The following is a 15,214-nucleotide window of genomic DNA, read 5'->3' on the forward strand; positions in this document are numbered from 1 at the left end:
GTGGCCTCCGCCGCCGGGGGCGGGGCGTCCACCCGAGATCCTCAAGGCCGAAGCCGCAACCGGAGAGCCGGAAGCGATAAGTATCCACGCCAACCCGGCCACTATGCGCGGCAGTCGAGGAACCGTGGCCGTTGAGTGACAGCCAGGACTCACTCAACGGCCACGCTTCGCCCGGCGGCGGAGCGTGGTTGCGCATAACAGCCGGTGGTGGGTTGCGCTTGAAGGTTCAGAGGGGCAGAGGGTGCTGGCAGCGCCTGGGTGGGCGGCCTGTGCGGGAGCGCTGCGGCGGCAACCGGTTGGGGCCCGACCGCAGTCGGAAGCGTCGTTCTCCAGACCGGCGAAGCCACAGCCCGCACCGCCAGAGCACGAACAAATCTCCGCCTATCGGTCAAAACTCCCGCGCACCGGGGTGCGCCTACTCACCGCTTGTCATCTTTCTGCCCTTTCAGGGCGAATCCCCTCGGGAACGCTGTCTGAAACGGCGAGAAAAAAATCAAACGGCGAGGAGCCGAGCAGCAAAGACAGACCGGAGCCTCCACCGTCGGACCCAGGCCCGCCGACCAGGCCCGCCAGCGGCCGGGGCACCGGCGATACCGCGCCCCACGGCGCGGGGTTAGTCCAGGCGGCGCAGGTCCTTGCGGAAGCGGCGCCCGTTCTCGACGTAGTGGGCGGCCGCCATGGTGATGAGCTCCTGCGAGGCGGCGCCCTCACGGATCTTCGCCGGGATGCCCAGCGCCATCGCCCGCTCGGGAACCACCATCCGGTTGCCGACCACGGCGCCCGCGGCGACCAGCGCGCCCCGGGACACCCGGGCCTGGTGCAGCACGACCGACCCGGAACCGACCAGGGAGCCGTCCTCGACCACACAGCCCTCGAGGTGCACGATGTGCCCGATCACGCAGTCGTCCCCGACGATCGTGGGGAACTGGGCGGTCGTGTGGATCACCGTGCCGTCCTGGATGGACGTCCGCGCGCCGATGACGATGCGCCCCTGGTCGCCGCGCAGGACGACGCCGGGCCAGACCGTCGACTCCGGGCCGATCGTGACGTTCCCGATCACCGTCGCGTCGGGATGGACGTACGCGGACGGATCGATCGAGGGTTCTAGCTCCCCCAGCGCGTAGATGGCCACGTTTCCATCCTGCCGCATCGGGCCGCCACCCGGGGCACTCCCGGTTGCCGCCGCCGCTGGTCGCGGTGCTCTCAGCCGCTGGGGGACGGGTCGGTGAGGTGACGCAGCTTCGCCGGGTTGACCACGATGTCGATCTCCGTGACCAGCCCGCCCCCGACGGTCAACGCGACGATGTTCACGAGCCGCGAACCCGCGTAGGTGGCCACCCCGGCTCCGCCGTTGACCTCGACCGGGACGAACCGCGTCCTGGGCCCGTGGTCCCGCAGCCCCTTCTCGACCAGCCCGCGCAGGAACCTCGCCACCTTCGCCGACCCCTCGATCGGACGAAGCGCGGCGCGCACGACGCCGCCGCCGTCCGAACGCAGCACGACGTCCGGGTCGAGGACGCGCAGCAGCGCGGCCAGGTCACCGCCGGCCGCGGCGGCCAGGAAGGCGTCGGCCACACCGCGCCGCTGCGCCGGGTCGGGATCGAAGCGGACGGCCCGCTCCCGCACGTGCCGCCGGGCCCGGCTCGCGAGCTGCCGGCTGGCGGCCGGGCTGCGCCCGGTCACCTCCGCGACCTCCTCGAAGCCGTAGCCGAACACGTCGTGCAGGATCAGCGCGGTCCGCTCGGCCGGGCTCAGCGACTCCAGGACGACCAGCATGGCCATGTTGACCGACTCGGCGAGGGTGACCCGGTCCGCCGGATCGGCCCGCTCGGCGGCGACGGCCGTGATCTCGCCGGCCGGGGCGGTCGCGCCACCCCCGCCGGACGGCCCCGGCCGGCCCCGGTGGGGGTGGGCCGCGACACCGACCACCGCCGAGCCACCCGCCCCGCCCGGACCGGCCGGGTCGACCAGCGGCTCGGGCAGCCACGGCCCGACGTAGGTCTCCCGCCGGACCCGGGCCGAGCGGAGCTGGTCGAGGCAGAGACGGCCGACGACCACGGTCAGCCAGCCGCGCAGGTCCTCGATGACGGCCGGGTCGGTCCGGGCGAGGCGCAGCCAGGCGTCCTGGACGATGTCCTCTGCGTCGGTGACCGAGCCGAGGATGCGGTAGGCCACGGCGCGCAGATACCCGCGCTCCGCCTCGAACGCCTCGGCCAGCTCCCCGATCAGCATCTTCGGCTCCCCTCCCCGGTCAGGTCCTCGAGAACCCGACGGGACAGCCCGCCGCCCTGTGACACCCGCAGGCGGGCGCGGTGGGGGGCGGCGCGCAGGGCGCCCCGGCAGAGTGCCGGACGATCAGCCGGCCGGCGGGACGAGCACCACGTCGACGGCCAGCTCACCGCCGGTGCCGACCAGGCTCAGCTCCCAGATGCCGCCGGCGCTGCGCAGGTCCGCGGCGGCCTGCCCGACCAGCTCGACGACGTCGGCGGCACCGCTGACCCGGGCGGTGGCGACCTCGGCCTTCATCGACACCTTCGCCTCGGACTTCGCCCGGCGCACCGCGGAGAGCGCGGCACCGACCGCGTCCAGCAGCTCGGGACGGCCGTCCCCGGCGGCCTCGCGGATCTCGGCGGCCTCCGGCCAGCGCGCCCGGTGCACCGAGCCCGCCCGCCACCAGGACCAGACCTCCTCGGTGACGAACGGCAGGCACGGCGCGAACAGGGTGAGCAGCGTGGAGAGCGCGATCGTCAGCGTCGCCCGGGCGGAGGCGGCGCCGGCCTCCCCGTGCCCGCCGTACGCCCGGCCCTTGACCAGCTCGACGTAGTCGTCGCAGAACCGCCAGAAGAAGGTCTCGGTGACCTCGAGCGCCCGGGTGTAGTCGTAGCCCTCGAACGCGCCGGTGGCCGTGTCGACGACCCGGGCGAGCTCGGCGAGCAGCGCCCGGTCCAGCGGTTCGGTGACCGCGGCCGGGCCGGGAACCGCGTCGGCCGCGGGGACCGAGCCGCCGTCGAAGGCCACGCCCTCGATCACCCCGCCCTCGCCCGCCTCGGCGAGGCCCAGCACGAACCGGCTCGCGTTGAGGATCTTGATGGCGAGCCGGCGGCCGGTCTTCATCTGGCCGACGTCGAAGGCGGTGTCGGTGCCCGGCCGGCCCGAGGCCGCCCAGTAGCGGACGGCGTCCGAGCCATGCTGCTCCAGCAGGCCCATCGGCGTGACGACGTTGCCCTTGGACTTCGACATCTTCTTGCGGTCCGGGTCGAGGATCCAGCCGGAGATCGCCGCGTCCGTCCAGGGCAGGGTGCCGAACTCGTCGTGGCTGCGCAGCACGGTGGAGAACAGCCAGGTCCGGATGATCTCGTGCGCCTGCGGGCGCAGGTTCATCGGGAACACCTGCGCGAACAGGGCCGGGTCGCTCTCCCAGCCGCTGGCGATCAGCGGCGTCAGGGAGGAGGTGGCCCAGGTGTCCATGACGTCCGGGTCGGCCATGAAGCCGCCGGGCACGCCCCGCTGCTCGGCGGTGTAGCCCGGGGGGACGTCGCTGGACGGGTCGACCGGCAGGGTGGCCTCGTCCGCGACGATCGGGGCGTCGTGGCGCGGCTGGCCGTCCGCGTCGAGCGGGTACCAGACCGGGAAGGGCACACCGAAGAAACGCTGCCGGCTGATCAGCCAGTCACCGTTGAGGCCGTCCACCCAGTTCTCGTACCGCACCCGCATGTACTCGGGGTGCCAGCGCAGCTCGGCGCCGCGCTGGCGGAGCTCCGCGCGCAACCGCTCGTCCCGGCCGCCGTTGCGGATGTACCACTGGCGGGTGGTGACGATCTCGAGCGGGCGGTCGCCCTTCTCGTAGAACTTCACCGGATGGCTGATCGCCCGCGGCTCGCCGAGCAGCGCGCCGGACTCCCGCAGGGCCGCCACGACCGCCGTCCGGGCGGCGGCGATGGTCTTCCCGCCGAGCTCGGCGTAGTGCTCCCGGCCGGCCGGCGAGGAGATCGCCTCGGGGGCCTCGGCGATCAGGCGGCCGTCCCGGCCGATCACCGCGCGGGCGGGCAGCCGCAGCTCACGCCACCAGATGACGTCGGTGAGGTCACCGAACGTACAGATCATGGCGATGCCGGAGCCCTTCTCCGGATCGGCCAGCCGGTGCGCCACCACCGGCACCTCGACGTCGAACAGCGGCGTGCGCACCGTCTGCCCGAACAGCGGCTGGTAGCGCGCGTCGTCGGGGTGCGCCACCAGCGCCACGCAGGCCGGCAGCAGCTCGGGACGGGTCGTCTCGATCACCACCGGGTCGCCGCCGGGCCGCCCGAACGCCAGCGTGTGGTAGGCCCCGGGGCGTTCCCGGTCCTCCAGCTCGGCCTGGGCGACGGCGGTGCGGAAGGTGACGTCCCACAGCGTCGGGGCCTCGGCCAGGTAGGCCTGGCCGCGGGCGAGGTTACGCAGGAAGGCCCGCTGGGCCACCGCGCGGGACCGGGTGTCGATGGTCGCGTAGGTGTGCGACCAGTCGACGGACAGGCCGAGGCGGCGCCAGAGCTCCTCGAAGCCCTTCTCGTCCTCGATCGTCAGCGTCTCGCACAGCTCGACGAAGTTGCGCCGGGAGATCGGGAGCTGGTCCTTGCCCGGCTTCGCCGGCGGAGTGAAGTCCGGGTCGTAGGGCAGCGACGGGTCGCAGCGCACGCCGTAGTAGTTCTGCACCCGGCGCTCGGTCGGCAGCCCGTTGTCGTCGAACCCCATCGGGTAGAAGACCTCGCGCCCGCGCATCCGCTGGAACCGGGCGATCAGGTCGGTGTGGGTGTACGAGAACACGTGGCCCACGTGCAGCGAGCCGCTCACGGTCGGTGGCGGAGTGTCCACCGAGTAGACCCGCTCCCGCGGCGCCGACCGGTCGAACTCATAGGTTCCGCGCTCGTGCCAGTGCTCGGACCAGCGGGTCTCGATCCCGTCCAAGCTCGGCTTGGCGGGCATCGCGCGGGTCGGCCGTTCCGTACTGTCCGTTGCCACCACGCGCACAATCCTACGGGGCACGCGATCGTCGCCGTCGCGGCGGGAGCCGGGCCGCGGGCCGCGGGCCATCCCGGTGGGAGCCCGGCCCCGCCCCCTCGGCGTTCCCGCCACCGGCGTGCCTTGGCAGGATGAGCAGCGTGGACTCGCCCCCCAGCACCCTGCGCCCGGCCCCGGCCGCCCTGCTCGACCTCGGCCTGGACGTCGCCCGCGAGGCCGGGGCCCTGCTCGTCACCGGCCGGGCCGGCACGGTGGCCGCCGAGGCGACGAAATCCTCGCCGACCGACGTCGTCACCGCGCTGGACCGGGCCTCGGAGGCCCTCGTCGCCCGCCGCCTGCGCGCGGCCCGCCCGGACGACGGCCTGCTCGGCGAGGAGGGCTCGGACACCGCGGGCACCAGCGGCGTGCGCTGGATCGTCGACCCCCTCGACGGGACGGTCAACTTCCTCTACCGCCTGCCCAACTGGGCGGTGTCGATCGCGGCCGAGCTGGACGGCGAGATCGTGGCCGGGGTGGTGCACGCCCCCGCGATGGGGGTCACCTACACCGCCGTCCGCGGCGGCGGCGCCTTCCACCGGGAGACACCGGTGGGGTCCGCGGCCGGGGAGCCGGCGAGGCTGACCGCTTCGACGGTGACCGAGCTGGGCGGCGCGCTCGTCGCCACCGGCTTCGGGTACACCGAGCGCCGCCGCGCGACCCAGGCCGCGGTGCTGACCCGGGTCGCGCCCAGGGTCCGCGACATCCGCCGGATGGGTGCCGCCTCCCTCGACCTCTGCGCCGCCGCGGCGGGCCTCGTCGACGCCTACTACGAACGTGGGCTGCACCCCTGGGACCACGCGGCGGGCGCGCTGATCGCCGCCGAGGCGGGCCTGCTGGTCGGCGGCCTGGACGGCCGGGGAGCCGGCGAGGACCTCGTCGTCGCGGCTCCCCCCGCCCTGTTCGCCCCGCTCACCGCCCTGCTCGCCCAGCACCCCCGCGCCGACACCGACCAGGGGACACCCGCGGTCACGGGAGAGTGAGCGTGCCTCCCGGCGTCGGCTCGCCGGTCCCGACCGGTGGGCGCTCGAACCAGACCGTCCGGCGGACGTAGTCGATGTGGCTGACGATGATCCGTACGACGCGGCGGGAGACGTCGTCCACGTCGTAGTCGGGGACGATCCGCGGCGTCCGGTCCCCCCGCGCGGCGTCGACGACCAGGTCGACGGCGGCGAGGACCCGGTCCGGCCGGGGCAGGCAGGAGACGGCCACGCCGTGTTCGACGCCCTCGGGGCGCTCGTGCGCCTCCCGGATCAGCACCGCGGGGAACCCGAGCAGTGCGGCCTCCTCGGTCAGCGAGCCGCTGTCCGAGATCACGCACAGCGCCGCCCGCTGCAACGCGCTGTAGTCCGCGAACCCGAAGGGCCGACAGAAGCGGACGAGGCCGTCGGTCGCCGGGGCCCGGCCGGACGCCTCGAGGGTGTCGAGGCGATCCCGGGTACGCGGGTGGGTGGAGACGATGATCGGCACCCGGTAGCGGGCGGCCAACGCGTTGAGGGTCTCGAGCAGGCCGATGAGCAGCTCCGGCGCGTCGACGTTCTCCTCCCGGTGCGCGCTGACCACCAGGAAGTGGCCCGCGGTGACGCCGAGGGTGGTGAGCACCGGCGAGGAGTCGACGAGCGGCGCGTAGTGGTCGAGGACCTCCTTCATCGGCGAGCCCGTGACGAAGATCCGCTGCGTCGGCAGGCCCTCCGCCAGCAGGTGGCGCCGCGCGTGCTCGGTGAGCGGGAGGTTGATGTCGCTGAGGTGGTCGACCAGCCGGCGGTTGGTCTCCTCCGGCACCCGGTCGTCGAAACACCGGTTGCCGGCCGCCAGGTGGAACACCGGGATGTGCCGCCGCCGGGCCGCGATGACCGCCAGCGTGGTGTTCGTGTCCCCGTAGAGCAGTAGCGCGTCCGGGGCCTCGTCGACGAACACCGCGTCGGCGCGGGCGATCACCCGGCCGATGGTCTCGGCGGCGCTCGCGCCGACCGCGTCGAGGAAGTGGTCCGGTTTGCGGATGCCGAGCTCGTCGAAGAACACCTGGTTCAGTTCATAGTCATAGTGCTGGCCCGAGTGGACCAGGCACACGTCCACGGCCCGCTCCAGCACCGCGATGATCCGGCTCAGCCTCACGATCTCCGGACGGGTGCCGACCAGGATCATGACCCGCGCCCGGTGCTCGGCCGGCCCGGGGCGGCCGCGCGGCACCGGCGCGGGAAGTCCCGTGATCTCCGTGCGCGGCAACCGCTCGGGCAGGGTCATCCGGCCGGCCGGGCCGGGGCGGTCCGGGGAGAGCCGCCGGCTCGGCACCGTGGGAACGGTCGGCCCGGTCGGCCCGGTCGGGGCGACCGGCGTGGACGGCGCGGTCGGCACTGAGGGGCCTGTTCGTGCGGTCGTTCCCGCCGTCCCCGTCATCGCGGTCACTCCTCCTCGTTCTCGGTCCGCCGTCCCCCGCCCGGCGGCGCTCCCGCCCGCCGGGCCCCGGTCCGCGGCGTTCTGGTCCGCGGTGCCCGGTCCGACGGCGGGGGGGCCGTCCGGTGGCCTGGGCCTGGCCACCGGTATCCGTGGGGACACCTCGACGCCAGGCTCTCCGGCGGCACCCGGATCACGCCGGGCCTCCGCGCCACGCCGGACGTCAGGCTCACGCCGGTCCTCCGGACCGCGCTGGGCTTCCGGACCGCGCCGGTCCTCCGCACCGCGCTGGGCTTCCGCACCGCGCTGGGCTTCCGCACCGCGCTGGGCTTCCAGACCACGCTGACGGTGGGCGCCCCCGCCGGAGAACCAGTTCCGGAAGAAGCCCGTCCGGGTGAGCTCGGCGTCGTCCCCGTGCTGCCGGGCGCCCGGATGGTCGTCTCTGTCGCCGCTCGTTCTCGACACGCCGCTGTCCCTTCTACCGGAGCGGATCGACCGGCCCGGCCGACCGGGGCTGATGCGGCGGCCGGTTACCGGAGCCGGGTTCGTCGAGGTTCCTGTCAGGCATCGGCGTGCACTCCGTTCGGGGAGGTGAGAGCGGCCCGGGGGGCCGCGGTCGCGCCGGGACGAGGCGCCGGGCGACGCCGGCGGAAGCCTTCGATGTCACGCCGTTCGATCGCGGTCGCCAGTTCGTCGACCAGCACCGGCCACCCGGGCGGCCGGTAGCCGGTCACCGACCGCAGCCGGCGCGCGGACAGCGCCCGGTTGCGCACCTCGCCGTCACTGGGCGTGATCCGCACGTCCCGGCGGCCGAGCCGCTCGGCGAGCATGGTGAGCAGGTCGAACTGGCTGATCGGCTCGGAGCCGAGATGCCAGATCCCGGTGAGGTCCGGGTGCCCGACGAGCACGAGATGGACGAAACGCGCGAACTCGGCGGTGGTCAGGGCGCTGTGGACGACCCGGCGCGGGCCCGGGACCTCGCCCTTCGCCGCCAGGAACCGCTCGACGAGCCCCGAGGCCACCGGAGCCGCCGCCAGGCCGACGACGGACGTCCGCAGCGTCAGCGTGCCCGGTTCGCGCACCTCGCCGAGCAGCCTGGTCATCCCGTGGACGTCCACGGGGTCGGGTACGTCCTCCTCGTGGTAGTCACCGAGTCGGCCGGAGAACACCCGGTCGGTCGAGACGTGCACCAGCCGGGCCCCGGCGGCCCGGCACAGGCGCGCGAGCCGATGCGGGAACAGCGCGTTGACCTCGATCGCCGGGAGCTCGCCACCCGCCTGCGCGTGCCGCCCGGCCAGGCTCACGGCGTTCACGACGGCGTCCGGCCGCGCCGCGACGAACACGTCGACCATGGTGTCGCGGCGGCGGACGTCCACTCCGGTGAACACCCGGTCGGCGGGTGGCGGGCAGGACGGCGCGGTGGCCCTGACGGTGGCGGTGACGTCATGGTCGCGGACGAGCCAGCGGACCAGCTCACCGCCGAGCATGCCGTCGCCGCCGAGGACCAGTACACGCATCTAGCGCTCCTTCGGGACCGAGGTCCGGTCGGGGTGGGCCGTCCGCTCGAACTGTCCGGACTCGGGGCGCCCGGACTCGGGGCGCTGACCCCGAAGCAAGTATTACTCTCTGTATTGAAACGATCGCCCCCTGCGACGATGACGCGCCGGACGGCGAGGGCACGAACGGAAACCGCGGCGCGACGGGAACCCCCAGGGGACGCGCCGAGCGGAGATGCCGGACATCAGCCCGGATCGATCTACCCTCTGTGTCTAAGTGACGACTAAGGGGCATGTTCAAGCCTCGCGAGGGCCCCGACGGCCGGTCGGGGGCCCGGCCACCGGGACGGATCGCCCAGGGAACGGACGGATGAGGCACGAGACGGGGATGACGGACCGGACGGCACGGCCCCCGGCACCACCGGGCCGGGCCCGGCGCCCGCGGCACCACCGCAACAGCCGGGGCGAGCTGTGGGTGAACGTCACCTCGTCGCATCTGGTCCTGCCGGACTACGTCAACCTCGACCCGGCGTTCTCCCCCGGGCTGGTCGCCGCCTATCCGACGCTGCGATGGACGTCCGCCCTCACCCGGCTGCTGCGGGCGTCCCGCCCGCTGCGCCTGCTGCGCCGGGGGTGCGCGGCCGGCTGGCGGTCGGCGCGACGGCCGCGGCTGGTCGCGGCCCTCACCCGACTCGCCCCGCGCCCGGGTCCGCGCCCGGGTTTGCGCCCACGCGGCCTGTCGACGGGGCCGCCGGGCGGCCGTGGCTGGACGATCCGCGAGCAGTGGGAGGCCCGGGAGACGGCCGTCCTCACCCGGCACGATCCGCGAGCCGCGCTGCCGCTGGACGACGGCACGGTCGATCACCTCCTCTGCGCGCACGTCCTGCAGGAGCTGTCCCCGCCGGCGATGCGCCGGGCGCTGGAGGAGTACGCCCGGGTCCTGCGCCCGGGCGGGACGCTGCACGTCGTGCTGCCCGACCTGCGGTACGCGGTCGACCGGTACGTACGCGGTGAGATCGACGCCGACGAGCTGGTGGCCTGGCAGCGCCTGCGGTCCCCCGGGAGTGAGCGGGGCGGGGGGCGCCGCGGCCGACCCTGGCGCGGTGACGCGCGGCACCCGGCCGACCCGGTGAACCGCTGGCACTACGACGCGCACACGGCCGAGCGTCGGCTCGTCGGCGCCGGCTTCAAGATCTCCTCCGGGACGTCCCCGAGCTCGCCGGTGTGTCCGGAGGATCCGGGCTCGCTGCACCTGGTGGCCGTCCGCGCCTGACCGGCCACCGACCAGCCACCGACCAGCCAGCTGACCGGTGCGGGCCCGTTCGGGCCGCCCGGCGGCGGCCGTCCGGCATGAACACCGCGTTCTGACAGATGATGCGGTGTGCCCCGATTCGTCCCGCGTCGACTGTCACATCCGACTTGCGGGCCCGCAACATCACTATTGGCTGACTTATCTTGCGTTGACTTACCTTTGTTTTCGCCGGCAGGCACGCGCCGGTACCAGGCGCGGCGAGGGGCGGCGGCATGCGGGACGCGCGCGCACGGCAGTCGTGCGACGCCCCCGACGTGAGCCCGGCGGAGACCACGGACAGTGATCACGACACCCGCGAACGCGACGGCGACAGCGGTGCCGACGGCGACGGCGACGGCGACGACATCGAGGGCGGCGACGGCGACGGCGATGACGACCGCGGCGGCGCGGGCTCGCCCGAGGCCGACGACTGCGAGGCCGGGCCGCCGCGGGACGGGAGCGAAGCGGCGGCCGACGCCGCGCGGCGCGGCCCGGTACGCCGGGTCCTGCTCGTCCTGACCGCCCTGCTGTCGGTCGCCGTGGTGGTGGTCACCACCACCGGCTGGTTCGTCGTCACCTTCTACGACCGCAGGATCGACCGCGAGACCATCGCACCGCCCGCCGACATCACGGTGACCCGCCCACCGCCCGCCCCGGTCGGCACCGAGACCTGGCTGCTCGTCGGCTCCGACGTGCGGACCGGCTCGGACGCCGCGGAGGTCGGTGGCGCGCGATCCGACACGATGATGATCGCCCACCTGGCCTCGGACGGGCGGACGAACATCGTGTCGATCCCCCGTGATCTGCGGGTGCCCATCCCGGCCTGGACCGACGACGACGGCAGCCACCACCGGGCCCGCCAGGACAAGATCAACGCCGCGTTCAGCAACGGTGGCCCCGCGCTCCTGGTCGCCACCCTCGAACAGGTGGCGGGACTACGGATCGACCACTACGCCGAGCTCGACTTCAGCGGCTTCCAGCAGATGACATCCGCGATCGGTGGCATTGACGTGTGCCTGCAGGCGTCTCCCTATGTCGAGCCGCACACTCTGGAGAACGGCCGCCGGGTGCGGTCGACGAACCTGAACGATCCCAGTTCCGGCTTTGTCGGGCAGCCCGGAAACAATCATCTGACCGGCGGCAACGCGCTCGCGTTCGTCCGGCAACGGCATGGTTTCGCCGACGGTGACCTCTCCCGGATCCGCCGCCAGCAGACATTCCTGGCGGCGATGTTCCGAAAGGTCAGCAGCGGCGACGTCCTGCTGCGCCCCACGAAGCTCGCCGCCTTCCTGAGCGCGGTGACCCGCTCGGTGGTGCTGGACGACGAGACCGGCTTCGCCGAACTGCGCGCGCTGGCCGAGCGGATGCGTGGGATGACGACCGGAGCCGTCACGTTCTCCACCGTCCCGATCACGGGCCAGGTCGCCGAACCGGCCTTCTACTTCTTTTACGACCCCGCCGAGATGCGGCAGTTCTTCCGGAACATCACCGGCGGCGAGTCCCTGCCCGAGCCCACCGGCTCGGCGGAACCCATCCCGCTCGGCGGCGCCTTCACCCCGCAGCCACCGAGCGGCACCCCGACCGCCCCCACCGCGGCGCCCGCCCTCCCGCCCACCGGGGGTGCCGCCCCCACGGCGACGCCTCAGGTACCGGAGGCGGCGCCGACGCCCGCCCTCCCGGCCGAGCAGCCCACGGTCACGTCCACAGCCGCGTCCAACCCCGCGGCCGGCACGGCCACGGTGATGCCCACGGCCACGGCGCCGACCGGCGTCAGGATCGGCGCCGACGCCGACGTCCTGACCCAGCCGATCGCCGGAGCCGGGCCGGACGCCGCGGTCGGCCCCACACCGGGCGCGCCGGGGCCGTCCGGCCCGCCGTCGGCGGGGTCGTCGGCGACGAGCGAGCCGCCGGTGACCGCCGCCGCCGCGTGCGTCTACTGACCCGTCCGCACATCTCCGGCACCGCTGGGGTTTTTAGCCCGCGCGATCCCTTTTGTTCGCGGGTTCCGCTCGGCTCCGGACCAGGAGAGCCACCGTCCGCAGCCCTTTTCCGCACGCGCGCTCTTGACATTTCTGGTCGCCTTTTATGCCCGCTTTGTGGCGACACTTACGACGTATGGTCTACCGGCCACCGGGTGCGGTCAGACCCGGCGTTCAGCATAGTGAGGGGACCACGGGATGAAGGTCAGCCGGGCGGCCGGCGGTGCGGGCGGCGGCGGCCGGGCGGGCGGGCCGTCCCGGCGGCACCTGCTGGGATGGTCGGTCGCGGGAGCGGCCGGTCTCACGGCATTCGGCACGATCGACCCGGCCCTGGCCGCCCCGGCGGCGGGCAGGCGATCGGGCGGCCCGGTGAGCCGGGTCCGCGGCGCGCTGCCGGCGGCACCGGCGAACGCGATCGCGCTGACCGTCGACGACGGACCGCACCCGGTCTGGACGCCGCGGGTCCTGGAGGTGCTGCGCGCGAACGGGGTCCGGGCGACCTTTTTCGTCATCGGGGTCCAGGCGAAGGCCCACCCGGAGCTGGTCCGGCGCGTCCTCGCCGCGGGGCACACCGTCGGCAACCACTCACTCGACCATCCGACGCCGTTCGGCGCCCGCCCCGCGGCGACAGTCGCCCGGGAGATCTCCGCGGCCCAGTCGATCATCACCGCGGCCGGTGGCGTCGCTCCCCGGTACTTCCGGTCCCCCGGTGGGGACTGGCCGCCGGCGGTCCTCGCCGCCGCGGCCGACCAGCACCTGACGCCGGTCGGCTGGAGCGTCGACCCGCGCGACTGGGCCCGGCCCGGGGTGGCCTCGATCGTCAGGACGCTCACCGGCGCCCGGGCGGGCGACATCCTGCTGTGCCACGACGGCGGTGGCGATCGGTCGCAGACCGTCGAGGCGCTCCGCCGGGTCCTGCCCGCGCTGCGGGCCAGGGGCCTCACCTTCACGTCTCTCTGAGAGCGCGCCACACCCAAGCCCTGGGATCGGTGCGCGACGTGGAAGCACCGGTCGGCGGCGGCATGGGTGAGCTTCGCGCCGGGCGGATGGGCCACTACGGTCGGGACATGCCCGACTCACCCGATCCCGGCCCGGCTCCCGCGACCAGCGACGACGCAGCGCCGGTCGGCCCCGGTGACGGTGACGGCACCGCGGCCGCGGCCGGCACGAGCCCAAGCCCAAGCACCGGCACCGGCACCGGCACCGGCACCGGCACCGCGTTCAGCCTCGGCAAGGCGAAGAGCGCCGGCCCGCGGCGCGGCCCGTCCGCTCCGATCACCGACGCGGACCGGCAGGCGACCGCCGACCAGCTGCGCGCGGCCTGCGGCGACGGGCGGCTGACCCTGGACGAGTTCAGCGAGCGGGTCGGGAAGGCCTGGGCAGCCCAGACAGCGCAGGAACTGGCCCGGGCCGGGGCCGGCATCGTCCCGCCGCGGGTCGGCGTCCAGCGATCGTCGTCGACGATCTTCAACATCCTCGGCGACGGGCGGCGGCTCGGCCGCTGGCGGATGCCCCGGCGGACGGTGATAGTCAACGTCCTCGGCGACTGGACGCTCGACCTGCGCGGCGCGCTGATGGACGAGCAGGCCGTGACCGACGGCGTGCTCGACATCCTCTACATCTCGCTGATCGGCGATCTCACCATCAGCGTCCCGGACGGGATGGAGGTCGGCATGAGTGGCCTGGTCGTGCTCGGCGACCAGCACCTCGAGCTGGCCGTGGTGTCGGAACGCCCGGGAACCCCCCGGCTGCGGCTGCGACTGGCCGGCCTGATCGGCGACGTCCGGGTGAGCAGCGGGTCGCTGGCCGGGCGGTGAGCTGATCCCGACAAAGCAGGCGCTGGGGCGCCACGCCGCCCGTACAGCACTATTTCCGTCGGGGGGAGGGCGGGCGTTGGTAGTCTCGATCATGCGCATCGGAGCTGCCCCGGCGGAGTCGGAATGCGGGACCGCCACGGCGACTTCCTAGTGCCAGGGTGTCACCGCGGACCACCGCGGACCAGATCGGTGAGGGAGGGCTTGACCGATGCTTGACCCCAGAGAGCTCTACGAGATCAGGAGCGACCTGGACGACCTCGGCCGCCCGGTACTGATCGAGGCGATGACCGGGGTCGTCGACGCGGGTGGCGCCGTCGGGCTCGCCAGCGAGCACCTGACGACGGCACTGCGGCACGAGCGGATCGTCACCTTCGACGTCGACCAGCTCATGGACTACCGCTCCCGGCGCCCACCGATGGTCTTCTACGAGGACCACTGGGAGAGCTACGACGATCCCGTCCTCGCCATCGAGCTGCTGCACGACGAGGCCGGCACGCCCTTCCTGCTGCTCTGCGGCCCCGAGCCCGACCTGCACTGGAAACGCTTCACCAAGGCCGTCCAGGCAGTCATGGCGGAACTCGGCGTCCGCATGTCGGTCGGGCTGAACGCGATCCCCATGGCCGTGCCGCACACCCGTCCGTGCGGGGTCACCGCGCACGCGACACGCAAGGAGCTGCTCGTCGGGTACGAGCCCTGGGTCCGGCGGCTGTCGGTGCCCGGCAGCGCCGGGCACCTGCTCGAGTACGAGCTCGGTCGGGCCGGGGCGGATGCGATGGGCTTCGCCGCGCACGTCCCGCACTACCTGGCGCAGGCCACCTACCCGGCCGCGACCGAGGCGCTGCTCAGTTCGGTCTCGAAGTCCACCGGGCTGCTCCTGCCGCTGGACGGGCTGCGTTCCGCCGCCCTGGAGGTGCGGGGCGAGGTCGACAGCCAGATCGCGCGCGGCGGCGAGGCCGCCGATGTGGTCAAGGCGATCGAGGAGCAGTACGACGCGTTCCACCGCGGCCGTGAGGGCGAGCACCTGCCGGTGGTCGACGACTCCGAACCGCTGCCGACCGGTGAGGAGCTCGGCGCGGCGCTGGAGCGTTTCCTCGCCGAGCAGAGCGAACCGGGCGGGCCGCAGCCGACCTGAGCCGGGCGGTCGGGCCGGGCGGTTCGCCCGGCCCGACCCGATGTCACCCGACCCGATGTCACCCGACCCGG

At 74.0% G+C, this 15,214-nt stretch carries 11 protein-coding genes; 6 read left to right on the top strand and 5 right to left on the bottom strand.

The features are described from left to right. Window positions 1-613: 613 nt before the first annotated feature. The 3 genes from B056_RS0101675 to valS all read right to left on the bottom strand — a co-directional run bounded on the left by B056_RS0101675 (window position 614) and on the right by valS (window position 5,001). Window positions 614-1,132 carry a gamma carbonic anhydrase family protein gene (locus tag B056_RS0101675; RefSeq protein ID WP_018500167.1) on the bottom strand — a complete coding sequence of 173 codons (519 nt, stop codon included), beginning with the start codon at window positions 1,130-1,132 and terminating at the stop codon, window positions 614-616. 71 nt (window positions 1,133-1,203) lie between these two features. Beyond that, a complete protein-coding gene (locus tag B056_RS0101680; RefSeq protein WP_018500168.1) occupies window positions 1,204-2,232 on the bottom strand; it encodes a sigma-70 family RNA polymerase sigma factor in 1,029 nt (342 codons plus the stop codon). A gap of 123 nt (window positions 2,233-2,355) precedes the next feature. Further along, window positions 2,356-5,001 carry a valine--tRNA ligase gene (valS, locus tag B056_RS0101685; protein WP_026239216.1) on the bottom strand — a complete coding sequence of 882 codons (2,646 nt, stop codon included), beginning with the start codon at window positions 4,999-5,001 and terminating at the stop codon, window positions 2,356-2,358. Window positions 5,002-5,129: 128 nt separating this feature from the next. Between valS and B056_RS0101690 the strand changes: the two genes are divergently transcribed. Continuing rightward, a complete protein-coding gene (locus B056_RS0101690; RefSeq protein ID WP_051105493.1) occupies window positions 5,130-6,017 on the top strand; it encodes an inositol monophosphatase family protein in 888 nt (295 codons plus the stop codon). On the opposite strand, the gene B056_RS43855 is transcribed toward B056_RS0101690, so the two are convergent. Together B056_RS43855 and B056_RS0101700 are read right to left on the bottom strand one after the other, a co-directional pair. Further along, entirely contained in the window at window positions 6,004-7,893 is a 1,890-nt protein-coding gene (locus B056_RS43855) for a UDP-N-acetyl glucosamine 2-epimerase (protein WP_230202759.1), read from the bottom strand. The genes B056_RS0101690 and B056_RS43855 overlap by 14 nt on opposite strands. Window positions 7,894-7,988: 95 nt before the next feature. Continuing rightward, on the bottom strand, window positions 7,989-8,945 hold the full coding sequence (locus tag B056_RS0101700; protein WP_018500172.1) for a dTDP-4-dehydrorhamnose reductase family protein: 957 nt from the start codon (window positions 8,943-8,945) through the stop codon (window positions 7,989-7,991). A 349-nt stretch (window positions 8,946-9,294) separates the two neighbouring features. Here B056_RS0101700 and B056_RS0101705 point away from each other — a divergent pair, with 349 nt between their 5' ends. From B056_RS0101705 to B056_RS0101725, 5 genes are all read left to right on the top strand, one after another. Further along, entirely contained in the window at window positions 9,295-10,197 is a 903-nt protein-coding gene (locus tag B056_RS0101705; protein WP_230202760.1) for a class I SAM-dependent methyltransferase, read from the top strand. 251 nt (window positions 10,198-10,448) lie between these two features. Further along, entirely contained in the window at window positions 10,449-12,155 is a 1,707-nt protein-coding gene (locus B056_RS0101710; RefSeq protein WP_018500174.1) for an LCP family protein, read from the top strand. 237 nt (window positions 12,156-12,392) lie between these two features. Next, window positions 12,393-13,154, top strand: coding sequence for a polysaccharide deacetylase family protein (locus B056_RS34695; RefSeq protein ID WP_018500175.1), 762 nt, complete (start codon window positions 12,393-12,395; stop codon window positions 13,152-13,154). A 107-nt stretch (window positions 13,155-13,261) separates the two neighbouring features. Then, entirely contained in the window at window positions 13,262-14,011 is a 750-nt protein-coding gene (locus B056_RS0101720) for a DUF1707 SHOCT-like domain-containing protein (protein ID WP_154676786.1), read from the top strand. A gap of 208 nt (window positions 14,012-14,219) precedes the next feature. Beyond that, a complete protein-coding gene (locus B056_RS0101725) occupies window positions 14,220-15,143 on the top strand; it encodes a proteasome assembly chaperone family protein (RefSeq protein WP_018500177.1) in 924 nt (307 codons plus the stop codon). Window positions 15,144-15,214: the final 71 nt, after the last annotated feature.

It is taken from the genome of Parafrankia discariae (assembly GCF_000373365.1).
Taxonomy (GTDB): Bacteria; Actinomycetota; Actinomycetes; order Frankiales; family Frankiaceae; genus Parafrankia; species Parafrankia discariae.

Excerpts from the sequence above, each read along its gene's own strand:
- B056_RS0101680 (WP_018500168.1), bottom strand. The coding sequence starts at position 2,232 with ATGCTGATCGGGGAGCTGGCCGAGGCGTTCGAGGCGGAGCGCGGGTAT.
- B056_RS0101690 (WP_051105493.1), top strand. The coding sequence starts at position 5,130 with ATGAGCAGCGTGGACTCGCCCCCCAGCACCCTGCGCCCGGCCCCGGCC.
- B056_RS0101700 (WP_018500172.1), bottom strand. The coding sequence starts at position 8,945 with ATGCGTGTACTGGTCCTCGGCGGCGACGGCATGCTCGGCGGTGAGCTG.
- B056_RS0101705 (WP_230202760.1), top strand. The coding sequence starts at position 9,295 with ATGAGGCACGAGACGGGGATGACGGACCGGACGGCACGGCCCCCGGCA.
- B056_RS0101710 (WP_018500174.1), top strand. The coding sequence starts at position 10,449 with ATGCGGGACGCGCGCGCACGGCAGTCGTGCGACGCCCCCGACGTGAGC.
- B056_RS34695 (WP_018500175.1), top strand. The coding sequence starts at position 12,393 with ATGAAGGTCAGCCGGGCGGCCGGCGGTGCGGGCGGCGGCGGCCGGGCG.
- B056_RS0101720 (WP_154676786.1), top strand. The coding sequence starts at position 13,262 with ATGCCCGACTCACCCGATCCCGGCCCGGCTCCCGCGACCAGCGACGAC.
- B056_RS0101725 (WP_018500177.1), top strand. The coding sequence starts at position 14,220 with ATGCTTGACCCCAGAGAGCTCTACGAGATCAGGAGCGACCTGGACGAC.